We start from the raw sequence: 22368 nt of genomic DNA on the forward strand, positions 1-22368 counted from the left end.
GAATATGACTCAGCTAGCCCGGTTTCAGAAACGCATTCACAGCATGATTCCGCTCTCGGAAGCCCTGGGTGTGGAATTGCTTTCCTATGACGGCCGCGCCTTGCTGGTCCGTGCTCCCCTGGAACCCAATCATAATCACCAGGGGACCGGATTTGGCGGCAGCGTCTATTCGGTCGCGGTGATTTCAGCCTGGGGCCTGGTTGAGCTTGTTTTGGCTGACCTGGGATTGGCCGGCAATGTGGTGATACAGGTTGGCGAAATCGAGCACATCGAACCGGTTGACGGTGACTTCTATGCCCTCTGCCGCCTTCCCGGCGGCGAAATTCCCGACCGATTCCGCAAGAGCCTGGCACGACACGGCAAGGGGCGGTTGTCTCTGATTGCGGAAGTCTATTGTGGCGAACCTTCAAGAGAGCCCGTCAGCGAGCCGGTAGCCGTGTTCCAGGGCCGATTTGTAGTTCAGGGCGCCCATTCCAGGGCGGTCATCTAGCAAGGGGTCAGCCTGCTAGGCAGCATCAGCTGATGCTGCGGGTGCCGGAGATGGACTTGCTCATCAGAATAATCGGTACGATACCGGCCAGCACAATAATCAGCGCCGGCAGGGCGCTGTGCGCCAGTTGTTCGTCCGAGGCGAACTGGTACACGTAGGTGGCCAGTGTCTCAAAGTTGAACGGCCGCAGAATCAACGTCGCCGGCAGCTCCTTCATGACATCCACAAACACCACCAGAGCAGCGGTAATCAGGGTGCCCCTGAGCATGGGCAGGTGCACCTTTACCAGGGTTTGCCCGGGGGTGTGCCCCAGCGACCTGGACGCCATGTCCATGCTGGGAGTGATCTTCTGCAGGGCGCTTTCCACACTGCCTGCCGATACCGCCAGGAAACGCACGGTGTAGGCAAACACCAGGGCAAAGGCGGAACCACTGAGCAGCAGCCCGCTGCTGAAGCCAAAAGTGTCCCTCATAACGCTGTCGACCTGGTTATCAAACGCCGCCAGGGGCACGATCACCCCCACCGCAAGTACGGCGCCAGGCATGGCATAACCCAGGCTGGAGAGCCGCATCATGATCTGCATGCCACGGGTATTGTGGAGCCGGCGGCTGTAGGCCAGGGTGACGCCGATAACCAGCGTTGTCAGCGCAGCGGTGCCGGACAGGAACAGGCTGTTCAGGGTATTGCGAATGAAATCCGGGTTCCAGCTTTCATCGAAGTACTCCCAGGCGTACTGGCCAAGGGTGATGGCCGGCAACAGAAAGCCGAAGATGACCGGCAGGGCGCAGACTGCTACGCAGATCAGCTGGCGCGGAAACGACATGGTAAAACGGCGAATGGGGTCACGGTTGTCCCGCGCTGCAAACTGTTGCTGCTTGCGGCGGGAGTATCGTTCAAGGGTGACCAGGATGACCACAAAGGCCAACATGGTAGTGGCAATCTGTGCCGCACCGCCCAGGTTGCCCAGGTTCATCCAGGTGTCGAACAGGCCGGCGGTGAGGGTCTGGACGGCGAAGAAATCAACGGTACCGAAATCGTTCAGTGTTTCCATCAGTACCAGCGACAGGCCGACGGCAACGGCCGGGCGTGCGATGGGCAGTACCACTCTGAAGAAGGTGCTCAGTGCCGAGTGGCCGAGGCTGCGGCTGACAGCAAACAGTGAAGGCGACTGCTCGAGAAATGCCGCCCGTGCCAGCAGGTACACGTAGGGGTACAGCACCAGGCCGATCATCAGCGTGGCGCCTTCCAGGCTGCGTATTTCCGGGAACCAGTAATCGGTGGCGTTACGCCAGCCAAACCATTCCCGCAAGCTGGTCTGAACCGGCCCGGCGTAATCCAGCAGGCTGGTGTATACATAAGCGATAACGTAAGCCGGTACTGCAAAGGGCAGCAGCATGGCCCACTCGAAGAACTTGCGCCCGGGGAACTCGCACATGGTGACCGCCCAGGCGGTGGCAAGGCCGATGGTCAGCGTAATCACGGCAACGCCGGCCATGAGCTGGAGGGTGGTGCTCAGGTAGCGGGGCAGGGTGGTATCCAGCAGGTGGGGCCAGATGTTTTCTTCGGGAAACAGGGCGAGGATAATCACTGACAGAACCGGAAGCACCACGATTGCCGTGGTGAGCGCTGCCGTAATCAGCCAGCGTTTCGAGGTCCGCCTGGCCAGCAGGGGACTGTCTGCTCCGGTCTGCTCAGCGGTAATGGCCTCGGTCATAGGTTCCCTTGGGGTTCATGTCGGGGTTCATGAAAAGCTCAGGGCCGCGATTGTACAAAAAAGCCGGGACCAACGTCCCGGCTTTTTTGGGGTAGAGCGTTTAATCAGTTGTCGTAATCAACGCGATCCACCATCTTCACCGCTGCATTGCGGTGTTCTGCAATTTCCTGCAGGGACAGGTCGTCCGGATTGATGTCGCCCCATTCGGCGACAATGCCAGACGGCTTCACGTCCGGGTTGGCCGGGTATTCGGTGTTGGCCTCGGCATAGATCTTCTGGGCCTTCGGTGTGGACAGGAACTCCATCAGGCGAACGGCGTTGTCGCGGTTGGGGGCACTGTTGGTCAGTGCGATACCGCTGATGTTGATGTGGGTGCCACGGCCGTCAGCGTTGGGGAATACCAGGCGTACCGCCTCTGCCTGTTCACGCTGGTTTTCGTCGTTCAGCATGTTGCCGTAGTAGTAGCTGTTACCGATGGCGATGTCGCACTCGCCGGCGTGGATGGCCTTGATCTGGTCACGGTCACCGCCCTGGGGCTTGCGCGCCAGGTTGTCTTTCAGGCCTGTCAGCCACTCTTCCGCTTTTTCCTCACCGTGGTGGGCGATCATGGATGAGAACAGGGCAATGTTGTAAGGGTGCTTGCCGCTGCGGGTACAGATGCGATCGTTCCACTTGTCGTCGGCCAAGCCTTCGTAGGTTGTGATCTCGCCTTCTTCAACACGCTCTTTGGAGGCGAAGATGAGACGGCCACGGGTGGTCAGTGCAAACCACTTTCCATCCGGGTGACGCAGGTTTTCCGGGATGTTCTGTTCCAGGGTGTCGTTGTCGACGCCCTGTACCAGGTCCCGCTCGACCAGCTCGTTAAGTCGGGAGATGTCCACGGTCATCACCAGGTCAGCCGGGCTGTTACGTCCTTCGCGTTCCAGACGCTCTGCCAGTCCTTTCTTGGCAAATACCACCTTGGTTTCAATGCCGGTTTCTTCTTCAAAGGCGTTCAGAAGAGGTTCAAGCAGATAGGCCTGGCGGTAGGAGTAGATGTTGACCTCTCCGTCGGCGCTGGCCTGAACAGGCAGGGCGCAGGCTGCTGCAATAGCGGTAGCGGCAAGTTTCAGACGCATGTTGTACCTTCCTTAATGGTTCCGGTAAGCGGGGGCTTGCTGAACTGTAGTGAGATTCAGCAATGTTTAAAAACAGCAACCATTCTCATTTCTGTTCAGCCAAGTGTCAATACACCTATGCCATATTCTTTCAAAAATGGTGCTATGCTTCGGAAGACTATAAAAACTATGCAAAAAGTGGTGGGAACACAGACTATGGTTGGGAATGATCGCAGAGTACACAACCGCACAGCGATGAGCGCGAAGGTCCGCGTGACTCATGAAGAACTTGGTGAATTCGTGTTCTCGACCAGAGATATATCCGACGGCGGTGTTTTTGTGGTGGTGGACACCGAGCCGTTCGAGCCATCGATTGGCGACCAGGTTCAGGTGCAGGTACAGGGCCTGCCAGTACCGGCCCCGGTGCTGGATATGGTGGTGGTCCGCAAGACCAATGATGGATTCGGTTTGCAGTTCGCAGACCAGTGATACGGATGTTATCAGTATGAAATACCCCGGATTTTTCCGTTCCCTGAGCCTTTGCGTGGCGGTTGTGCCGCTGCTTCTGAGTGGATGTGCCTCCTATTACAGCCACTATGCTGTGTTCCCGGCCGAAAACTCACAGGGGGAGGCTCGTCAGGTAAAGCTCACCTGGCAGACTGCCGAATATCCTGGCTGGTGGGTCGTCGATAACAAGTCCACGCCTATTACCATTGAAACCCAGTGCAGTGCCCGCAAGTGGCGGCTGGTGGATGACAGCCATGATGAGGCCGGCGGGGCCGATTGCGGTAATGGCATTCGCGCCTGTGGTGTTCAGGGTGAGGATGTCCTGGCCCGTAACGACACGCCGGCAGGGCCGGGTACCCGCTGTATGGCGATCAACCCCGGTGAACCGGATGCACGGATAACGGATATCGACTCGTCCCTGGGGTTGCTGGTGTCCTGTCAGCCGGCCCGCACAGTCCGTGGCAGTGGTGATGACAGTGAGCACATCGACTATATTCGCGCCTCTGCGGTGCCCTATACCATCTATAGCCGCAAGTCTCCGCGGGGAAGGCTCAATGCCCGGCCGCCGGAACTGGATGATGCTGTCTGCGAGGATAACGACTAGTTTTCTGACAATGTGTTTAATTGTGAGGGTTGTCACATTGCTACACTTTGTTTCCCGTTGATAGTTTTCGTTACCCTCTGTCGCGTTCGGGTTACCTTGCACTACAAAAATGTAATGGACTCTTTCACCGGGACCGTCACAATGGTCAGTATCGATTCGTACACGTGCAGAGGTGTCCCGTGGGAGTCCGCCAAAAGAAAGTAGCTGTCCAGGATCTTGAAATCGGCATGTTTGTGTCCGATCTCGATCGCCCGTGGCATCAGACGCCTTTCCCGATCCAGGGCTTCCATATCCGGTCCCAGGATGACATCCGTTCACTGGTTTCGTACTGCAAGTGGGTTGTTGTAGACGTTGAAGAAACCCGTGAAAACATCGAAAAGAATTTTTCCGGCAGTCGCTTCGTCGCGGGCAAGCCCCAGCGTAAGGGAAACAAGCGCGAAGAGGTGCAGTTGCCCCCGCTGAGTATCAAGGAGCCGGTCAGCTACGAAAACGTCACCACCATGAAGAAAGAGCTCAAGGTTTCCAGAAAGGTCATGATGGATGCCGAAGCTTCTCTTCACCGGGTTTTTGAGTCAGTTCAGGCAGGGGCCACACCCGACTTGCGGGAAGTGGCTGCGGTTACGCGAAGAATGGTCGAAAGTGCCGTTCGCAATCCTGATGCACTGCTCTGGCTAAGCCGGACAAGCCACCACGACGATTACACCTATCGGCATTCCCTGAATACCGCCGTCTGGGCGCTGGTCTGCGGCCGTCAGTTGGGCCTCAACGAAGGCCTGCTGAACCACCTGGGCCTCGGCTGCCTGTTATCGCAGATCGGCAAGCTGGACCTTCCGGGCCGCATTCTCCGCAATGAGGGCAAACTGAACGCTGATGATTTCGCGCTTTACCGCAGTTATGTGGAAAAAGGGGTAGCGAAACTGGCGGACACCGGAGTATCTCGGGCTGTTGTCAGTGTTGTGCAGGGGCATCGCGAGCGCCATAACGGCTCCGGCTTCCCGGAAGGTGTCCGGGGCGACAGAATTCCATTGTTGGCCAAGGTTGCCGGACTGGCAGAGTACTTCGAGACTCTGATCGGCCCCCGCGATGCGGGTGAGCCGATGACGCCCGCCCGTGCGGTGAATCTGGTGTACGACATGCGCAACATCGAGTTCCAGGAAGACCTGGCAGAGCAGTTCATTCAGGCCATTGGTATCTATCCTACCGGCAGCCTGGTTGAACTGACGGATGGTCAGCGCGGAATTGTGGTTTCCCATACCCCGGAGCGCCGCTTGTGGCCGAAGGTCATGGTGATGACTGATCGCGCCCACCATCCCCTCAAGTCTGCCCGGATTGTGGACCTGGCGAAGTATAACGAGGGTCGCAACGCCTACGAAGCCCTGTCCATTGCCGAGTGTCTGCCAGACGGCACAGAAGGGCTGCATCCGGAACATTATGACGTGACCGGGGCAGAGTCTCGCTGGAACCTGTCCCGGATTGTCGGCGCCTGAGAAGGGCGCCGGCAGGGTCATTTATTCGATAATGACGCGAAGCTGTTTTTTCACCCAACGATAGGTGTCGTCCGGGCGGAAATTGACCAGTAGTTCTGATTCCCCTCCCGATTCTCCCGCTACAAAATAGTCAACCGAAGCTGATTGCCAGCCGAAGGAATGGACGACCACGTCCTGGCTCCGGGTGCTCACGGATTCAATATCCGCCAGCTCAGGTTTCCCGCCTATTTTCTTTACCTTGACTGTTTTGATAGCGGTATCGGTAGCGGGGAATTCGACTACGTCATCGTCCAGATAGTAGCGGTTGGCGAGCCGGGTGGTGATGGTGTCCAGTTCCCGGGTCAGGTAATTCCTGGCGTCGTCGACGTCGGCATCGTCCAGGCTGCGGACCGCATTCATGATCCGGTCGCGCTTGTTTTCCAGGTCCACCCGATACTCAACGTCTTCATCGCGCTCGTCCGTGTCTTCGGGCCGTTCCGGAGCGGCAGCGATTTCTTCATCGGTTGGTGGGGCTTCGCACAGTTCATTGCCCTCCGGGAAGAAGCAGATGCGGCTGAGCACCTGGTTGGCGGGCGAGGTATCATTGCCGGCTGATTCGAATTCGTCCTGGGGCACGTGGAAGTCTATCGGCTCGTCCAGTTCGGCCAGTGCCACATTCAGCTGGGTGATCACACGCTCGCGAATTTCGATGCCTTCCCCACTGGAGATGTTCAGCTTCCAGTTCAGTGCCAGCAGGAAGCGGGTGAGGTTGATCAACGGTACATCAAGAAGAAGCTGCTGCTCGGTAATGCGGTGGCTCTGAAGCCCCTCGGCGGTGGTTCCGGGGATTTGTAATGCGGTCCGCAGGTCCGGAAAGAATTCCAGGGGTGTGACCACGGGTTGAACGGGTACACCTTCTGCCAGTTCCAGGTTGCCGACTTTCAGGGTCAGGGTTTCGCCAGGGAAATAACGATAGCGGCCCTCGCTGTCAGTGGTGTCACTACGGCTCGCTGTGGAGTAAGACAACCCGGAAATGCCCGCGGGCATGATCTGGCCGGTGCGGGAACCGTCACCACTATCACCTCCGTCATCGTCGAGGCAGCCGGCCAGAAGCAGGACAGAGACCAGAGGCAGTAAAGCGGACTTGAAGTGAGCGGATCTCATGGCAGCGCGTACATTCCTGACGTTTTGGCCTGCGTAGCAGAGCCTTTGTAAATTGTTGTAACCGGCATTATAAGGACGCCGCTTCTGCCATATCGGGAAACCTGTCGCAGTTTGGGGTTTTTATGATTTTGGCCCGGCAGTGCGCTGCCTACTTGAATTTCTCTTTCCGGGCCACAACTTATAGCTACCTGTTTTTTTGTTCTACTGGACTCATTATGACCAACGCACTCGAAATTGAAGGTCTGGTCAAGACCTATGGCGACGGCTTCCAGGCCCTCAAGGGCATTGATATGCATGTGGCCGAAGGTGATTTCTTCGCGCTGCTGGGCCCCAACGGCGCTGGCAAGTCCACCACCCTTGGTATCGTCTGTTCGCTGGTGAACAAGAGTGCAGGCAAGGTCCGTGTGTTCGGCTCCGACATCGACACCCATCTCTCGGACGCCAAGCTGAACCTGGGCGTTGTGCCTCAGGAGTTCAACTTTAACCAGTTCGAGAAGGTGTTCGACATTGTCACCACCCAGGCGGGCTACTACGGCATTCCTCTTAAAAAGGCATCGGTATCCGCGGAAAAGTATCTGCGCCAGCTCGGGTTGTGGGACAAGCGCAACACCCCGGCGATGATGCTGTCGGGTGGTATGAAGCGGCGGCTGATGATTGCCCGGGCACTGGTGCATGAGCCAAAGCTGCTGATCCTCGATGAGCCCACCGCAGGTGTGGATATCGAATTGCGCCGCTCGATGTGGACCTTCCTCGAGGAAATGAACCGCCAGGGCACCACCATTATCCTCACCACACATTACCTGGAAGAGGCGGAAGCCCTGTGCCGCAACATCGCGATTATTGATCACGGCCGGATCCTGCGGAACACCAGCAAGCGGGAACTGTTGCAGCAGCTGAGTTCAGAAACCTTTGTGCTGGATACTGCCGAACCGCTCGAGAAAGCGCCGGACCTTGATGGCTTCTACGGCCATCTGGACGGTGAGGGCGCGCTGGTGGTGGACGTGGAGAAGGGCCAGAGCCTGAACGGCATGTTCATTCAGCTTGAACGGCAGGGTATCCGTGTGGTCAGCATGCGCACCAAGGCCAATCGCCTGGAAGAGTTGTTTATTCGCATGGTGGAGGACAACAACACCAGCACTGCGAAACAGGGAGAAACCGCATGAGAACGGATGCAATGCTGACGGCCTACAAGACCATCGTGACCCGGGAAATTCGCCGGTTTACGCGGATATGGCCGCAAACGCTGCTGCCGCCGGCGGTCACCATGACGCTGTACTTCATTATTTTCGGCAACCTCATCGGCTCCCGAATCGGGGTGATGGGCGGGTTCGATTATATGTCGTTCATCGTTCCGGGGCTGATCATGATGGCGGTGATCACCAGTTCCTATTCCAACGTGGTATCTTCGTTCTTCTCCATGAAGTTCCAGCGCAGCATCGAGGAACTGCTGGTGTCGCCGGTGCCCAACTGGATCATTCTGGCGGGTTATGTCACCGGCGGCATGTCCCGGGGACTGGGCATTGGTCTTATCGTGACGCTGCTGTCGCTGGGCTTTACCGAGCTGTCGATTCATCACCTGCCCATGGTGATCCTCACGGTGTTCCTGACCTCGGCACTGTTTTCACTGGGTGGCTTCATCAACGCCATGCTGGCTACCAAGTTCGATGACATTTCCATTGTGCCGACCTTCGTGCTGACGCCGCTGACGTACCTCGGCGGGGTGTTCTACTCCATCGATATGCTGCCGGGCTTCTGGCAGGGGGTGTCGATGATCAATCCGATTCTGTACATGGTAAATGCCTTCCGCTATGGCATTCTCGGGGTGTCGGATGTCAATCCATACATTGCTCTTGGTATGATTCTGTTGTTTATTGCCATCCTGTCTGCCATTTCCCTGCGTATGCTGGCGCGCGGCAAGGGCATTCGTCACTGATGTCTGGTTCCAGGATTTCTCATGGCCCTTATTGATGCCCCGCTGGGCAAGTCCAGCGATTACCCGGATTCCTACGATCCGCAACTGCTGTTCCCTGTCGCCCGGGATGAAAACCGCCGCCGCATTGGTCTGGAGGATGGTCGCTGGCCCTGGTTCGGTGAAGATCTCTGGCAGGCCTGGGAAATTTCCTGGCTGCGGCCGGGTGGTGTACCCGCGGTGGCATGGGGGGAAATCCGCGTGCCTGCGGCATCGCCGGCCATCATTGAGTCCAAGTCCCTCAAGCTGTACCTGAATTCCCTCAACCAGACGGTGTTTTCCTCCGCCGACCAGGTCAGGGATGTGATTGTGCGCGACTTGTCCAGCGCCAGCGGAGCGTCGGTGGCGGTGGACCTGCACAGCGTTGATGAGGGCGCGAGAGCGATCGGTCGACCGGAAGGTTTCGTTCTGATTGACGATGAGGAACCGGAATCCGTGGGTTACGACTATAACCCGGACAGCCTGACGGCCAGTGGCGATGTGGTTTCTGAAAAACTGTGCTCACATCTGCTGAAGAGCAACTGCCCGGTAACTGGCCAGCCGGACTGGGCCACGGTGATGATCGACTACACCGGCCCGGCAATCGACCGGGCGGGGCTGCTGCAGTACATCGTGAGCTTTCGTCAGAAGCAGGACTTCCACGAGCACTGTGTGGAAACCCTGTTCACGGACCTGATGGCTCGCTGCAAACCGGAACGCCTGTCGGTCTGCGCACGGTATACCCGAAGGGGAGGGCTGGATATCAACCCCTGGCGTAGCACTGAGCCGGAAGACGCAGCAGGGCCGAGGCTGATCCGGCAGTAACGGGCGGGCGCGTCAGGAATCCTCCTCCTGGCGCAGGCGCTCGGCGGCGTCTTCCAGGGCGCAAAGGATAGACTCGCGTTCCCGCTCGGTGATCTTTTCCGAGTCCAGGTACATTGCGAAGCCGCTGTGTTCGTGCTCCAGGAAGCTGCGGTTGGGGCCCATGTCCCGGCGGAAGTCCACCACCTCGTAGATGGATACCGGGCGGCCGAAGCCTTTCACCGTGATCTCGCCCTTGTCCCGGCACATGATGCGGTCCTTGATCAGCGAGAAGGTCTCGTAGGAGATCAGGATCTCACCGGGCTCGGCGAGGGATTCGAGGCGGCTGGCCAGGTTCACTTCCTTGCCGATGATGGTGTAGTCCATACGATTCTCGGCGCCGAAGTTGCCCACTGTGGTATAGCCGGTACTGATGCCCATGCGGATTTCCAGCGGTGTCTTGATGCCCTGGCTGCGCCATTTCTGGCGCATGATTTTCATGTGCTTGCGCATTTCCACGGCCATGGACACACAGGCGAAGGCATCCTCTTTCTGGCCACGGCTGGTGGGGTCGCCGAAGAAGATCATGATGGAGTCGCCGACAAACTTGTCGATCGTGCCACCGTACTTGAGGGCCACCTCGGACATTTCATTGAAGTAGTGGTTGAGCAGTTCGGTCAGTGCTTCCGGTTCCATTTCTTCGGACAGTTCGGTAAAGCCCTTGATGTCGGAAAAGAACACCGCCAGTTTCTTGCGCTGGGTTTCCAGCCGCACATCCCGCTCACCGGTAAAGATGGACTGCCACACCTGGGGTGACAGGTACTTGGACAGTTTGTGGGACAGTGCGATGGACTGTTCCCGTTGATTCTGGATCTGGGTCTTTGCCATCATCAGGGCACGGGCCTGTTGGTGGGAATAGAAGGCAGTAACGCAGATGTAGAGCCCTGTGGCGAATATGGCAATAATGCTGGTAATCATCGGCGACTGGAACGAGGCTGCCGGCCCGACAATGGCCACGCCGATCGCAATACTCGCTGCCATGATGACCGTGCCGAGCAGCCACTGGCGAATACCGCCAATGATCAGGCAACTGAACATCAGCATCAGCACGACGGCTACCGACGGAATGGCAATAAGCCCGATGCAGCCGACGAACCCGCCCCCGATGGCGCAATCCACCAGCAGCATTTTCTGCCGGATACGGGGCGAGTTACGCAGAAAGGTTTTACGGGTAAGCTGATGGGCGATGTGGGGCCAGGTGAGAGCGCCGGCCAGCAGCCACAACATCCACAGGCCAAATACATCCTGCAGGATGCCCGAAACAATGATGCCGGCAGTTGTGGTGTATGCCAGAATCCTGCCGCTGTAATCCGGCATGGGGGGAATGGCAATCGGGTTGTTCTGCGAATCCAGTACAGTGGCCTTGCTGGCGCTGGAACTGGCGTTACGCAGGTCAATCGGGGCGCTCATCATGTCAGAAGCGAATCCGGGAAGTTGCGAAAGCGTTGCTGTTGGCTCATAAAGTGTCTACCGGCTTTTTTTCGTTGTTAGGGTAGATAGTACTTTTTATCGTGGAAAGTACTTAGACTAAAGACTAACAGTAATACATCTGCCCCACAATTCGTAAGGGCTATTGAGGCCTGAATTGACGGCTTTCAGACAACCACAGCGAGACACTATGACTGCAGTAATGGATGCTTTGTTGAACCGGTCTTCGGAGTCGCGCCTGGCTGCGCCGGCACCGGATGCAGAAACCCTGGAAAAAGCCTTCGCCTGCGCCGCGAGGGCGCCGGACCATGCGCTTTTGCGGCCCTGGCGCTATCTGGTTATTGAAGGCGAGGAAGCCCTGACAGCGCTGGGCGAACTGTTTGCATCAACCTGTGATGAGGATGCCCCGGATAAGGTGAGGGATAAGCTTCGCCAGAACCCGTTGAGGGCGCCGATGATTATCGTGGGCATCGTCTCTCACCAGACGCACCCAAAGGTACCGGAAATAGAGCAGACCATGTCAGCCGCCGTTGGTATGGGGTATTTGCTGCTGGCGCTGGAAGCTGCCGGCTATGGTGGCATGTGGCGCACCGGTGGCCTGGCATACAATCCCGATATCGCCAAAGGCCTCGGGCTGGAGGATCATGAAACGATTACCGGCTTTCTATACACCGGCAGCGTTAGCTCAGCCAAACCCCCGGTGCCCAGGCCCGATCCAAAAGAATTTGTGAGCCGCTGGCCGCGCTAGTTGCCAACGGCTTGCCCCTGCCGGCTCCGGTGGGGGAAATCCCTTGCCGCTTTCGCCATACTTCTCTCCACCTCATCGCCACCTCACTGACCCGAACCTCGCCACAGCCCGCGCCCCGCAACAACTCCTGAAAACTGGCATCGTGATTGCTTTTACTCCTGCAAAAGGCACAAACGGCAATGCGAACAACGCCGGGTGCAGGAATCGGAGGCAATATGGCTATTTCCCTGGACAAAGCATTAGGCATTCATCAGCACGCCCTGGAGGGGCGGGTGAAGCGTGCCGAAGTGCTGGCAAACAATCTCGCCAACGCTGACACGCCGGGCTACAAGGCACGGGACATCGACTTTCAGGCGATGATGGAAAAAGCCCAGGAGGGCATGAGCGGGTTCGGTATGACGCGGACTCACGAGTCCCATATGGACACGTCCCCCATGGGCCAGGACAGCGAATTGATGTACCGGGTTCCGAATCAGCCTTCAGTGGATGGCAATACCGTGGATACGCAGCAGGAGCAGACCCGCTTCATGCGCAATGCCATGGATTACCAGGCCAGTTTCCAGTTCCTGAACGGCAAAGTCACAGGCATCAAAAAGGCACTCTCGGGTCAGTGATCCGGGCGCAGTCAAATAACTGAGGAGCAACACCATGTCACTGGGTAGCATTTTCGATATCGCCGGGTCCGGCATGACAGCCCAGTCACTGCGGCTGAACACCACTGCGTCCAACATCGCCAACGCGGAGACTGCCAGTTCCAGTACCGAGCAGACCTATCGTGCCCGCAAGCCCGTGTTCGCGGCCATTCAGCAGTCCATGCTGAATCCGTCCCAACAGGGCCTGGCGTTCGGTAGCGAGGAAGGTCCGGGTGCCGGTGTCCGGGTTGAAGGCATCGTCGAGAGCGACGCCGAACTGCAGATGCGGTTCCAGCCCGATCATCCCGCAGCCAACGAAGAGGGGTATGTGTTTTATCCCAACGTGAATGTGGTTGAAGAGATGGCAGACATGATGTCGTCGTCCCGTAGCTTCCAGATGAATGTGGACATCATGAACAGCGCCAAATCCATGATGCAGCGCATCCTGACCCTGGGTCAGCAGTAACCGAGCGAGGATTGAACCATGAGCGCAATTAACCCGGCAGACGCCTCGGATGTGCTGAGCAAATACAAGCTGGATCAACAGCAGACCAAAAGCGGCAATGAGCTTGGCAAGAACGAGTTCATGGAGCTGATGATTGCCCAACTGAAGAATCAAAATCCGTTGGAGCCCCAGGATAATGGCGAGTTTATCTCGCAGCTGGCGCAGTTCAGTTCCCTGGAGGAGATGCAGAGCCTTTCCGGCAGTGTGGATGATGTGGCAAACCAGTTCCGCTCCACTCAGGCGCTGCAGGCTTCCGCCATGGTGGGCCGTACCGTTCTGGCACCGTCATCCATTGGCATTCTGGGGGCTGACGGAAAGATTTCCGGCAACGTGGAAGTGCCTGCCAGCACCTCTGGCCTGAGAATCTCCATCGAGAACCAGGCCGGCGAGCGGGTACGGCAGATTGATATGGGCTCCCAGCAGGCCGGTGTGACCGGGTTCAGCTGGGACGGTAAGGACGGCAACGGCAACAGTTTGCCTCCTGGCCCCTACAAAGTTGTGGCTGAGGCCTCCTACCCGGACGGGCCCGAGCAGCTTGGCACCATGATGAGCGCCAACGTTGACAGCGTCTCGCTGGGCAAGGGCGGAAACATTACGTTGAATCTCGCGGGCATGGGCTCCATCGCCCTGTCGGACGTTGAACAGATTAACTGATACCGGTGAAACACCAGAGGTGAAATATGGCTTTCAATACAGGTCTTAGCGGCTTAAGGGCGGCATCGGTTGACCTTGATGTCACCGGTAATAACATTGCCAACGCCAGTACCGTAGGCTTCAAGGGTAGCAAGGCCCAGTTTGGTGACTTGTACGCCAGTGGCTTTCTGAGTGCTGGTAGCAACCCTGTCGGTGATGGTGTGCGGGTGCAGGACGTGAAACAGTCCTTCGGCCAGGGCAACATCAGTTTTACCGATAACGGCCTCGATCTGGCTATTAACGGCGACGGTTTTTTTGTGCTCAATAACGGTGGGGAAGTCCGTTATTCCAGAGCCGGCCAGTTTGGCATCGACAAAGACGGCTATGTCACCAATAACCAGAATATGCGGGTTCAGGGCTTTGTGGCGGATGATGACGGCAATCTGTCCGGTATCCGCGGTGACCTTCAGGTGGAAACCGATAACCTGGCGCCGCGCCGGACCACCAACCTGCGTTCGGACCTAAACCTGGACTCGCGCGAGACGGTGCTGGAGCGCAGGGTAGCGGATATGGGGGATTTTTCCGTTGCACCCCCCGCCACCGGCTTTCCTCCTGAAACCTTTCAGATTACCTATGAAGATGGCAGCGTGGTAAGCGTGCCCATCAACGGTGAGACACCTTCCGACCCCAACTTTTCAGCGGCGGATGTGGTGGATGTTCTCAACGGCCAGGAAGGGCTTTCCGCGTCCGCTACCACCACCTACGAAGGCATGTCGGAAGCTAACTTGCAGCAGGCAATCAGTGACGGCAATTTCGCCTTCAACCTTGCTGTGGGGGGCGTAACAGTGCCAGTGGATACAACTGGTGTGTCCGACCCGCAATCTCTGGTCAATGCCATTAACGATGCCCAGGCGCCGACGATTTCCGCATCGCTGACCGGTGGAGCCCTAAGGCTGATTGATAATCGTGGTAACAATCTTACCGCCAGCTATAACAGCACCAACTATAGCCAGGGCCCGGATACAGCCGTTGGCACCGTCAGGCCACAAGCCGACCGCGAAATCACAGACATTGCCTCAACTGGCGTCGCTACCAACCTGACTGATTCGTGGGATGCCCGGACCATCGAGATCACCAACCAGTTCAGCCCACTGGATCAGCGCACCTATAATCACGCAACCTCGACGTCCATTTACGACAGCCTGGGCAATTCCCATGAAATAACCCAGTTCTATGTCAAGCAGCCTTCACCGGGTAATGGCGTGGGGGTCAGTGAGTGGTCTGTGTACTTGCAGATTGATGGCGAGTTCGTGGCCGGTACCGACCAGAATCCCTACCAGGCCCGGTTCGATCAGGACGGTAACCTGGCGTCTGTCAATGGCGATCCCAATGGTGAAATTCTGGTGGACGACTGGATACCGAAGGATGCGGACGGCACACCCAACGGGGCTGACGGCCCTCCCGCGCCGGGAGAAACGGTCACCACTCCGATTCCTGATCCACCCACCACGTCCGCCTTCGTGGTAGACCTTGGCAATACCACCCAGTACGGCAGTGAATTCGGGGTGAATGACCAGCGCCAGAACGGCTTCGCAACGGGCCGCCTCTCGGGCCTGGATGTCTCCGATCAGGGTGTCCTGTTCGCACGCTATACGAACGGGCAATCCCAGTCCCTCGGACAGGTGGCCCTGGCGTCATTCAACAACACCAACGGGCTGTCGCCGGTGGGTGAGACCACCTGGGTGGAAACCTTTGAATCCGGCCAGCCCATCATCGGCGCACCGGACTCCGGAACCCTGGGCTCGATCAAGGCCAGCTCCATTGAGGAGTCCAATGTGGACCTCTCGGCGGAACTGGTGAACCTGATCATCGCCCAGCGTAACTATCAGGCCAACGCCAAGACCATAGAAACCTCCGATGCCGTCACCCAGACAATCATCAACCTCCGCTGACCCTGAAAACTGAACATGGCACAACTCCTGCAGGAACACTGGAAAGACTGAAAACAGTCAAAATTCCGGCAGGAGTTTTCCCATGGACAAAGCCCTCTATATCGGGATGTCTGGCGCCAAGCAGAACATGCTTTCCCAGCAGGCCCACGCCAACAACCTGGCTAACGTCAGTACCACCGGCTTCAAGCGGGATTTTGCCCAGGCCCGCAGCATGCCGGTTTTCGGTGAACACCACCCCACACGAGCCTATGCCATGGCCGAAAGGCCGGGTAGCGACCTGTCTGCAGGTGCTTTGATGGATACCGGCCGCAAGCTGGATGTTGCCGTTGAAGGCGACGGCTGGCTGGCGGTGCAGAACCAGCAGGGCGAGGAAGTGTTTACCCGCTCCGGCAGCATGCAGATTGACGTGAACGGCCTGATGCGCCTCTCCAGTGGTGAGATGGTGATGGGAAATGGCGGACCGGTGGCGCTGCCCCCTTTCGATAACGTGCAGGTTGGTGCAGACGGAACCATTTCCGTGGTGCCCGTTGGCGGGCCGCCAGACCAGTTGGTCGAGGTAGACCGGCTGAAACTTGTGAACCCTCCCCGGGAAGCGCTGGAAAAAGGTGAGGATGGCTTTATCCGCCGCAGGGCCGACCAGGCGCTGGACGGTCCCGAGCCACCGGATGCCAACATGCGGGTGGCTTCCGGATTTCTGGAAAGCTCCAACGTGAATGCCGTCGAAGAGATGATTTCAAACCTGCAGCTGTCCCGTCAGTACGAGATGCAGGTAAAGATAATGACCACCGCGAATGAGAATTCCGAGGCTTCGGCACGACTGTTGCAGAACCTCTGATAAACCTGTTTAACACCGCCCGGGCGGGCACGAAAGCGGCAATAATCAGCCGCCTCATGACAGTCCCGGCAAGGAGTAGATGACATGCATCCAGCACTTTGGGTCAGCAAAACCGGGTTGAGCGCACAGGACACCAACATGTCCACCATCTCCAACAACCTGGCCAACGTGAACACCACTGGTTTCAAACGGGACCGGGCAGTGTTTCAGGATCTGCTGTACCAGATCGACCGGCAACCTGGTGGGATGAATACCCAGAACTCGGAGCTTCCGTCCGGCCTTCAGCTGGGTACCGGTGTGCGCATTGTCGGCACCACCAAGCAATTCTCCCAGGGCAACCTGGAGGTCACAGAACAGCCCCTGGACCTGGCAGTGAACGGCCGTGGCTTCATGCAGATACTGCTGCCGGACGGCCAGATAGCCTACACCCGTGACGGCCAGTTCCAGCTGAATGCCGACGGCGACATCGTTAACCCGGATGGCTACACCCTGGAGCCGAACATCAACGTGCCGGAGAATGCTACCAACGTCACTATCGGTAAGGATGGCACTGTGTCTGCAGTCACTAACGACCAGGCGGCGCCGGTGAACCTGGGCGAGATTACCCTTGTGAATTTCATTAACCCTCAGGGCCTCCAGGCGATCGGCAACAACCTTTACAAGGCTACTAATGCCAGTGGTGATCCCGCTGAGGGGGAGCCGGGTATCGGCGGCCTGGGAACCCTCGAGCAGGGCATGGTTGAGGCGTCCAACGTGGAAGTGGTGGAAGAGCTGGTCAATATGATCACGACCCAGCGCGCCTATGAAATGAACTCGAAAGTGGTCTCCGCAACGGACCAGATGCTGCAGTTCATCACCAACAATATCGGTTAACCGGTAGCAGCGTGCAGGAGGGGCTGAGATGACACCCATTATCGCTCATAGATCAAATGGACATGGCGCCGGAACCCTGGCTGTCGTACTGGCACTGGTCGTCCTTCAGGGCTGCACCGCCATGAGTCGGCCGCGCGCCATGCCGGATGATCCGCAGTATGCCCCGGTGCGTGCCGAAGCGATGATGCAGCGGGACCCGGAATCAGGTGCCATTTACCAGTCGTCCCGGAATTACAGCCTGTACGGCGATACCGTTGCATTGAACGTGGGCGATATTCTTACGGTGACCCTGGAAGAGTCCACCCGTGCCAGCAAGAACGCTGAAAGCAGCATTACCAAGGACAATGAAGTCTCCATGCTGGACCCGCAAATTCTGGGGAAAGGCAACATTGGACTGGCAACAGATTTCAATCTGGAGCGGGATTTTTCGGGTCAGGCGGAAGCAGACCAGAGTAACAGTCTGGATGGCAATATCACCGTAACGGTAACGGAAGTGTTGCCAAACGGTGTTTTGCATATCCGCGGTGAGAAATGGCTGTCGCTGACCAATGGCGATGAATACATCCGCTTGACCGGACTGGTTCGTCCCCAGGATATTTCCCCGGATAACATGGTAGCGTCCAATCGCATTGCAGACGCCCGTATCGCCTACGGCGGCACCGGCGATTTTGACCAGGCCAATCAAATGGGCTGGCTGGCCCGATTCTTTAACAGTGAGTGGTTCCCGCTATGAAAATGCTGAGGTTCGGCATAATGGTGATAGCGCTGTCGGTTATCGCGGCGCCTGTACTGGCGGACCGCCTGAAGGACCTGGCGCGTATCAAGGGTGTGCGTAACAACCAGTTGGTGGGTTACGGCCTGGTGGTGGGTCTTGATGGTACCGGTGACAAAGCACCGTTCACCAACCAGACCTTCCGCAACATGATGAACCAGTTCGGGATCACCCTGCCACAAGGCGTGAACCCCAACCTGGCCAACGTGGCCGCTGTGACAGTTACGGCTACTCTGCCGCCGTTCGCGAAGCAGGGGCAGGAGCTCGATATTACCGTGTCGTCCATCGGCAATGCCGACAGTCTTCGGGGTGGCACGCTGTTGATGGCACCCTTGAAGGGTGCCGATGATCAGGTCTACGCCATGGCCCAGGGCAGCCTGGTCGTGGGTGGATTTGGCGCCCAGGGCTCAGACGGTTCGCGCATCACGGTGAATGTGCCCAGTGTTGGTCGCATACCCAACGGTGCCACCATTGAGCGGGAGGTGATGTCCCCCTTTACCAGGGGCGATACCATCACCTTTAACCTGATGCGCCCTGATTTCACCACCGCTCGCCGGGTGGTGGAGGCCATTAATAGCAAGCTGGGGCCGGATATGGCCTATGCCCACGATGCCACGGCGGTGTCGGTGAAGGCGCCCAGGGATCCGTCCCAGCGGGTAAGCTTCCTTTCCATCCTTGAAAACATTGCCGTCGATCCGGCCCAGGAGGCCGCTAAAGTGGTCATTAACAGCCGCACCGGCACGATCGTGGTGGGGCAGAATGTGAAAGTAAGCCCGGCCGCAGTGACCCACGGCAACCTGACTGTAACGATTAAAGAGAACCCGCAAGCCAATCAGCCCAATCCCTTTACAGACGGCGAAACGGTTATCGAGCCCAACACCCAGATTGCCATTACCGAAGACCCGGCAAGAATGTTCCAGTTTGGCCCTGCCGTCACCCTCAATGAAATTGTTCAGGCGGTGAACCAGGTGGGCGCGGCCCCGGGTGACGTAATGGCAGTGCTGGAAGCGCTTAAACAGGCCGGCGCCCTGCGGGCCGAGCTGATCGTGATATAGGTGGCGTGATGCAGGATTTCAGTCTCCAGAAAGCACAGGTCTACACCGATTTCGGCGGTCTCAACGACTTGAAGACCCAGGCCCGGACCGACAAGAATGCGGCGCTGATGGAAGTGGCAAAGCAGTTCGAAGGTCTGTTCCTGTCGGAAATGGTCAAGTCCATGCGTAAGGCCGGCGATGTGTTTGCCGAGGGCAACTACCTGAACAGCCAGCAGTCAGAATTCTATCGCGAGATGTTCGACAGCCAGTTGAGTCTGACGCTCTCGCAAAAGCAGGGTACCGGCCTTTCTGAAGCCCTGGTCCGCCAGCTCAGCCGCCAGATTCCGGGCATGGATGAGCAGGGTGAGCCCATGGCGGCCCATAAGAAGGCACTGGCGGATTACGATCGCAGTCTGCCGGTACTGTCCCCGCGTTTGCCGGAGCAGGTGGAGAAGGTGAACCAGGTGGCCGAAGCTGCCGCGCCCGTAGCTGAACCGAAGACAAGTGCCGCGATGCCAGACCGGTTCGACTCGCCTGCACAGTTTGTACGGGAACTTCTGCCGGTGGCGGAGAAGGTAGCCGAGCAGAGCGGCATCAACCCCCGCCTGATGATTGCCCAGGCAGCGCTGGAAACCGGCTGGGGCCGGCACATGATTGAAGGCGATGGTGGCGCGCCCAGTTTCAACCTGTTCGGTATCAAGGCGGACACCCGCTGGCAGGGCGACTCGGTAAATATTGCTACCACCGAATTCCGGGAAGGCGTGCCGATGAACGAGCGGGCCGCCTTCCGCTCGTATCCGGACTATGAGTCGAGCTTCCGGGACTATGTGTCGTTCCTTGAATCCAATCCCCGCTACCGGGATGTCCTGGCCGCTGCGGACAACCCTGATGAGTTTGCCGACAGACTGCAGCAGGCCGGTTACGCCACCGATCCGAACTATGGCGCAAAGATTCGTCGCATCATGAACAACGACACCATGACAACGTTGTCCATGGGCTCCCGCGGGGCTGAGGAGTAAGGTTTATGGCAGGGCTCATCAATATTGGCTTGACCGGTATCCTCGGACACCAGACGGCGCTGAACACCACCGGCAACAACATTACCAATGCCAACACGCCGGGCTATAGTCGCCAGGAGGTTCAGTTCGAAACCCAGGCGGCACAGCGTACCGGCGCCGGCTCGGTGGGCACCGGGGTTAATGTTACCGATATTCGCCGGTTGGCGAATGAATTCCTGACCCAGCAGGTCCGTGAAGACACCACGCTGTTCGGAGAACAGAAAACCCTCAATTCCGAGTTGTCACGGCTGGATAATCTGCTGGGTGGCGAGTCCACCGGTCTCAGTAATGCGCTCAACAATTTCTTTGCCAGCCTGCAGAACGCCGCAGAGGACCCGGCCTCGCTGCCTCAGAGGCAACTGGTACTCAGTGAAGCGCAGCAGGTGGTCAACCGTTTTGAAGCCCTCAACCAGGAATTCGTTCAACAGCGGGAGTCGGTCAAGACCCAGATGGAGCAGGGCGTAAAAGACGCCAATACGCTGCTCAAGAGTATTGCGGAACTGAACAATGCCATTTCTGAATCGCCGGGGCTGGCCCAGGGGCGCGAACCCAATGAACTGCTCGACAAGCGGGACGAAAAACTCAGGCAGCTGTCAGAGCTGGTCAACATACGGGTGAGCCAGGCCGAGGGTAGTCAGGTGAATGTTTCCCTGAGCAACGGTCAGACTCTGGTCGTCGGCTCCCAGGCAGCGCAATTGGGCACTCGCGCGGATTCTGAAGATCCGTTGTCGCTGGAATTTACGCTGACGACCGGTGGCCGGACCCTGAACGTAGACAGCCAGATCAACGGTGGCATGCTGGGTGGTTTGCGCCGGTTTGAGTCGGAAGGCCTGCAGCCTGCATTTCAGGAGCTTGGCAGGGTCGCCATAGCGCTGTCAGATACCCTGAACCACCAGCATGAAATCGGTATGGATCTTGAAGGTGATCTGGGCGGACTGTTCTTCAGCGACATCAACTCGGAAGCCGCGCAACGGAGCCGGGTGGTTGCCAATGCCAACAACGCGGCGCCCCAGAACGCACAACTGGCCGTCGAGATTATGGACAGTGCGGCTCTGCCTGCCGGAAGCTGGTCGTTGCAGTTTGGTGGCGATGGCCGCAACTTTGAACTGGTGGACCGGGCGACCGGCAAGGTGGTTAATCAGGGCCGCCTGCCGGACCCGGTGCAGTCTGAAATCTCCATGCCGGGTTTCAATATCCGTGTGGAAGGCGGCACCTTTAATGCGGGCGACAAGTTCCTGATCGAGCCCACACGCAACGCGGCCGCCAATATCGAACTGAAACTCAGCCGCGAAGAGGACCTCGCGTTTGCCAGCCCGGTAAGGGCCGAAGGCGCTTCCGCGAATACTGGGGATGCCACCATCAACCAGGGCAAGATGTTCGATGTGAGGGACCCGTTTACCAACTCGCTGCTCGGCAACTTCCGCCAGGAAGGCCAGCTTGATCCACCACTGGAAATTCGATTCCGTGAGGATGCGATTAGTGGTGAGCTGGTTTACGACGTTTTTGACGCCAATGCGGCTCCGGGTGATCCACCGCTTATTGCCGGCGATGCTACGGGTACTCCACCAGTCAATGTGTTTCAGCCAGGCCAGTCCAACAAACTGTTCACCGAGGATCCACGATCTCCGGACTATTTCGGCTTCCAGTTCGAGATTTCAGGCAACCCGAGGCCTGGCGACGCTTTCAACATCGACTACAACACCAACGGCGTGTCGGATAACCGCAATGCGGAATTTCTGGCGGCTTTGGGAACAAAGAATACCCTCAATAACGGTAGCCAGAGTTTTGCAGAGGGCTACGCCGGCCTGGTTGAGGACATCGGCGTGAAGACCCGCCAGAGCCAGCTCGATAAAGACGCTGGCAAAACCCTGCTGGAACAGTCCAGTAACCAACGTGAATCGGTCTCCGGCGTCAACCTCGATGAGGAAGCCGGCAGACTGATCCAGTACCAGGCCGCCTATAACGCGTCCGCTCAGGTAATGAGCGTGGCCCAGGATTTGTTCAATACCCTGTTGCAGAGTTTTCGGTAACAGCGTGAGGTGATGTG

General features: G+C 57.9%; 22 protein-coding genes. 18 read left to right on the plus strand and 4 right to left on the minus strand.

Annotation, left to right across the window (positions count from 1 at the left end):
• The first annotated feature begins 4 nt into the window (after positions 1-4).
• Entirely contained in the window at positions 5-490 is a 486-nt protein-coding gene (locus FDP08_RS01105) for a thioesterase domain-containing protein (protein WP_137434206.1), read from the plus strand.
• 25 nt (positions 491-515) lie between these two features.
• On the opposite strand, the gene FDP08_RS01110 is transcribed toward FDP08_RS01105, so the two are convergent.
• Together FDP08_RS01110 and FDP08_RS01115 are read right to left on the minus strand one after the other, a co-directional pair.
• Positions 516-2204, minus strand: coding sequence for an ABC transporter permease (locus FDP08_RS01110; RefSeq protein ID WP_137434207.1), 1689 nt, complete (start codon positions 2202-2204; stop codon positions 516-518).
• A gap of 104 nt (positions 2205-2308) precedes the next feature.
• Positions 2309-3322 (minus strand): Fe(3+) ABC transporter substrate-binding protein, encoded by a 1014-nt coding sequence (locus FDP08_RS01115; protein ID WP_137434208.1) that lies wholly within the window; start codon positions 3320-3322, stop codon positions 2309-2311.
• 195 nt (positions 3323-3517) lie between these two features.
• On the opposite strand from FDP08_RS01115, the gene FDP08_RS01120 reads away from it, so the two are divergent.
• From FDP08_RS01120 to FDP08_RS01130, 3 genes are all read left to right on the plus strand, one after another.
• A complete protein-coding gene (locus FDP08_RS01120; protein ID WP_137434209.1) occupies positions 3518-3790 on the plus strand; it encodes a PilZ domain-containing protein in 273 nt (90 codons plus the stop codon).
• 16 nt (positions 3791-3806) lie between these two features.
• The gene (locus tag FDP08_RS01125; protein WP_137434210.1) at positions 3807-4412 is read left to right on the plus strand and encodes a hypothetical protein; all 606 of its coding nucleotides are present in this window, start codon (positions 3807-3809) and stop codon (positions 4410-4412) included.
• A 179-nt stretch (positions 4413-4591) separates the two neighbouring features.
• The gene (locus FDP08_RS01130) at positions 4592-5899 is read left to right on the plus strand and encodes a cyclic di-GMP phosphodiesterase (RefSeq protein WP_137434211.1); all 1308 of its coding nucleotides are present in this window, start codon (positions 4592-4594) and stop codon (positions 5897-5899) included.
• A gap of 21 nt (positions 5900-5920) precedes the next feature.
• Here the strand turns inward: FDP08_RS01130 and FDP08_RS01135 are convergent, their stop codons facing one another.
• Positions 5921-7042 carry an organic solvent ABC transporter permease gene (locus tag FDP08_RS01135; protein ID WP_170978944.1) on the minus strand — a complete coding sequence of 374 codons (1122 nt, stop codon included), beginning with the start codon at positions 7040-7042 and terminating at the stop codon, positions 5921-5923.
• Positions 7043-7257: 215 nt separating this feature from the next.
• Here FDP08_RS01135 and FDP08_RS01140 point away from each other — a divergent pair, with 215 nt between their 5' ends.
• Genes FDP08_RS01140 through queF form a run of 3 tightly spaced genes read left to right on the plus strand, consistent with a single transcriptional unit; the run spans position 7258 to position 9815 of the window.
• Positions 7258-8205, plus strand: a complete 948-nt coding sequence (locus FDP08_RS01140) for an ABC transporter ATP-binding protein (protein ID WP_137434212.1) — start codon at positions 7258-7260, stop codon at positions 8203-8205.
• Entirely contained in the window at positions 8202-8975 is a 774-nt protein-coding gene (locus FDP08_RS01145; RefSeq protein ID WP_137434213.1) for an ABC transporter permease, read from the plus strand. The genes FDP08_RS01140 and FDP08_RS01145 overlap by 4 nt, the downstream gene beginning before the upstream one ends.
• Before the next feature lie 21 nt (positions 8976-8996).
• A complete protein-coding gene (queF, locus tag FDP08_RS01150; RefSeq protein WP_137434214.1) occupies positions 8997-9815 on the plus strand; it encodes an NADPH-dependent 7-cyano-7-deazaguanine reductase QueF in 819 nt (272 codons plus the stop codon).
• Between the two features lie 12 nt (positions 9816-9827).
• Here queF and FDP08_RS01155 read toward each other — a convergent pair whose 3' ends face one another.
• Positions 9828-11264 carry an adenylate/guanylate cyclase domain-containing protein gene (locus tag FDP08_RS01155; protein ID WP_137434215.1) on the minus strand — a complete coding sequence of 479 codons (1437 nt, stop codon included), beginning with the start codon at positions 11262-11264 and terminating at the stop codon, positions 9828-9830.
• Between the two features lie 205 nt (positions 11265-11469).
• Between FDP08_RS01155 and FDP08_RS01160 the strand changes: the two genes are divergently transcribed.
• The 11 genes from FDP08_RS01160 (at position 11470) to flgK (ending at position 22351) form a co-directional block, all read left to right on the plus strand.
• Positions 11470-12027 (plus strand): nitroreductase family protein, encoded by a 558-nt coding sequence (locus FDP08_RS01160; RefSeq protein WP_137434216.1) that lies wholly within the window; start codon positions 11470-11472, stop codon positions 12025-12027.
• Between the two features lie 215 nt (positions 12028-12242).
• Positions 12243-12641 (plus strand): flagellar basal body rod protein FlgB, encoded by a 399-nt coding sequence (flgB, locus tag FDP08_RS01165; RefSeq protein WP_137434217.1) that lies wholly within the window; start codon positions 12243-12245, stop codon positions 12639-12641.
• Between the two features lie 34 nt (positions 12642-12675).
• On the plus strand, positions 12676-13125 hold the full coding sequence (gene flgC, locus FDP08_RS01170; RefSeq protein ID WP_137434218.1) for a flagellar basal body rod protein FlgC: 450 nt from the start codon (positions 12676-12678) through the stop codon (positions 13123-13125).
• An 18-nt stretch (positions 13126-13143) separates the two neighbouring features.
• Positions 13144-13818 (plus strand): flagellar hook assembly protein FlgD, encoded by a 675-nt coding sequence (locus tag FDP08_RS01175; RefSeq protein WP_137434219.1) that lies wholly within the window; start codon positions 13144-13146, stop codon positions 13816-13818.
• A 26-nt stretch (positions 13819-13844) separates the two neighbouring features.
• The gene (locus tag FDP08_RS01180; RefSeq protein ID WP_137434220.1) at positions 13845-15749 is read left to right on the plus strand and encodes a flagellar hook protein FlgE; all 1905 of its coding nucleotides are present in this window, start codon (positions 13845-13847) and stop codon (positions 15747-15749) included.
• An 82-nt stretch (positions 15750-15831) separates the two neighbouring features.
• On the plus strand, positions 15832-16584 hold the full coding sequence (locus tag FDP08_RS01185) for a flagellar basal body rod protein FlgF (RefSeq protein ID WP_137434221.1): 753 nt from the start codon (positions 15832-15834) through the stop codon (positions 16582-16584).
• Positions 16585-16668: 84 nt separating this feature from the next.
• Positions 16669-17457, plus strand: coding sequence for a flagellar basal-body rod protein FlgG (gene flgG, locus FDP08_RS01190; RefSeq protein WP_137434222.1), 789 nt, complete (start codon positions 16669-16671; stop codon positions 17455-17457).
• Positions 17458-17485: 28 nt separating this feature from the next.
• Positions 17486-18190: a flagellar basal body L-ring protein FlgH gene (gene flgH, locus FDP08_RS01195; protein ID WP_137434223.1), complete on the plus strand. Its 705-nt coding sequence runs from the start codon at positions 17486-17488 to the stop codon at positions 18188-18190.
• Positions 18187-19284 (plus strand): flagellar basal body P-ring protein FlgI, encoded by a 1098-nt coding sequence (locus FDP08_RS01200; protein ID WP_137434224.1) that lies wholly within the window; start codon positions 18187-18189, stop codon positions 19282-19284. The genes flgH and FDP08_RS01200 overlap by 4 nt, the downstream gene beginning before the upstream one ends.
• Before the next feature lie 8 nt (positions 19285-19292).
• Positions 19293-20282, plus strand: a complete 990-nt coding sequence (gene flgJ, locus FDP08_RS01205; protein ID WP_137434225.1) for a flagellar assembly peptidoglycan hydrolase FlgJ — start codon at positions 19293-19295, stop codon at positions 20280-20282.
• Between the two features lie 5 nt (positions 20283-20287).
• Positions 20288-22351, plus strand: a complete 2064-nt coding sequence (gene flgK, locus FDP08_RS01210; RefSeq protein ID WP_137434226.1) for a flagellar hook-associated protein FlgK — start codon at positions 20288-20290, stop codon at positions 22349-22351.
• Positions 22352-22368: the final 17 nt, after the last annotated feature.

Source organism: Marinobacter panjinensis, assembly GCF_005298175.1.
Lineage (GTDB): Bacteria > Pseudomonadota > Gammaproteobacteria > Pseudomonadales > Oleiphilaceae > Marinobacter > Marinobacter panjinensis.

Excerpts from the sequence above, each read along its gene's own strand:
- queF (WP_137434214.1), top strand. The coding sequence starts at position 8,997 with ATGGCCCTTATTGATGCCCCGCTGGGCAAGTCCAGCGATTACCCGGAT.
- FDP08_RS01160 (WP_137434216.1), top strand. The coding sequence starts at position 11,470 with ATGACTGCAGTAATGGATGCTTTGTTGAACCGGTCTTCGGAGTCGCGC.
- FDP08_RS01185 (WP_137434221.1), top strand. The coding sequence starts at position 15,832 with ATGGACAAAGCCCTCTATATCGGGATGTCTGGCGCCAAGCAGAACATG.
- flgB (WP_137434217.1), top strand. The coding sequence starts at position 12,243 with ATGGCTATTTCCCTGGACAAAGCATTAGGCATTCATCAGCACGCCCTG.
- FDP08_RS01135 (WP_170978944.1), bottom strand. The coding sequence starts at position 7,042 with ATGAGATCCGCTCACTTCAAGTCCGCTTTACTGCCTCTGGTCTCTGTC.
- FDP08_RS01110 (WP_137434207.1), bottom strand. The coding sequence starts at position 2,204 with ATGACCGAGGCCATTACCGCTGAGCAGACCGGAGCAGACAGTCCCCTG.
- flgJ (WP_137434225.1), top strand. The coding sequence starts at position 19,293 with ATGCAGGATTTCAGTCTCCAGAAAGCACAGGTCTACACCGATTTCGGC.
- FDP08_RS01105 (WP_137434206.1), top strand. The coding sequence starts at position 5 with ATGACTCAGCTAGCCCGGTTTCAGAAACGCATTCACAGCATGATTCCG.
- flgC (WP_137434218.1), top strand. The coding sequence starts at position 12,676 with ATGTCACTGGGTAGCATTTTCGATATCGCCGGGTCCGGCATGACAGCC.
- FDP08_RS01175 (WP_137434219.1), top strand. The coding sequence starts at position 13,144 with ATGAGCGCAATTAACCCGGCAGACGCCTCGGATGTGCTGAGCAAATAC.
- FDP08_RS01125 (WP_137434210.1), top strand. The coding sequence starts at position 3,807 with ATGAAATACCCCGGATTTTTCCGTTCCCTGAGCCTTTGCGTGGCGGTT.
- flgG (WP_137434222.1), top strand. The coding sequence starts at position 16,669 with ATGCATCCAGCACTTTGGGTCAGCAAAACCGGGTTGAGCGCACAGGAC.
- flgH (WP_137434223.1), top strand. The coding sequence starts at position 17,486 with ATGACACCCATTATCGCTCATAGATCAAATGGACATGGCGCCGGAACC.
- FDP08_RS01180 (WP_137434220.1), top strand. The coding sequence starts at position 13,845 with ATGGCTTTCAATACAGGTCTTAGCGGCTTAAGGGCGGCATCGGTTGAC.
- FDP08_RS01115 (WP_137434208.1), bottom strand. The coding sequence starts at position 3,322 with ATGCGTCTGAAACTTGCCGCTACCGCTATTGCAGCAGCCTGCGCCCTG.
- FDP08_RS01200 (WP_137434224.1), top strand. The coding sequence starts at position 18,187 with ATGAAAATGCTGAGGTTCGGCATAATGGTGATAGCGCTGTCGGTTATC.
- flgK (WP_137434226.1), top strand. The coding sequence starts at position 20,288 with ATGGCAGGGCTCATCAATATTGGCTTGACCGGTATCCTCGGACACCAG.
- FDP08_RS01155 (WP_137434215.1), bottom strand. The coding sequence starts at position 11,264 with ATGATGAGCGCCCCGATTGACCTGCGTAACGCCAGTTCCAGCGCCAGC.
- FDP08_RS01120 (WP_137434209.1), top strand. The coding sequence starts at position 3,518 with ATGGTTGGGAATGATCGCAGAGTACACAACCGCACAGCGATGAGCGCG.
- FDP08_RS01145 (WP_137434213.1), top strand. The coding sequence starts at position 8,202 with ATGAGAACGGATGCAATGCTGACGGCCTACAAGACCATCGTGACCCGG.
- FDP08_RS01140 (WP_137434212.1), top strand. The coding sequence starts at position 7,258 with ATGACCAACGCACTCGAAATTGAAGGTCTGGTCAAGACCTATGGCGAC.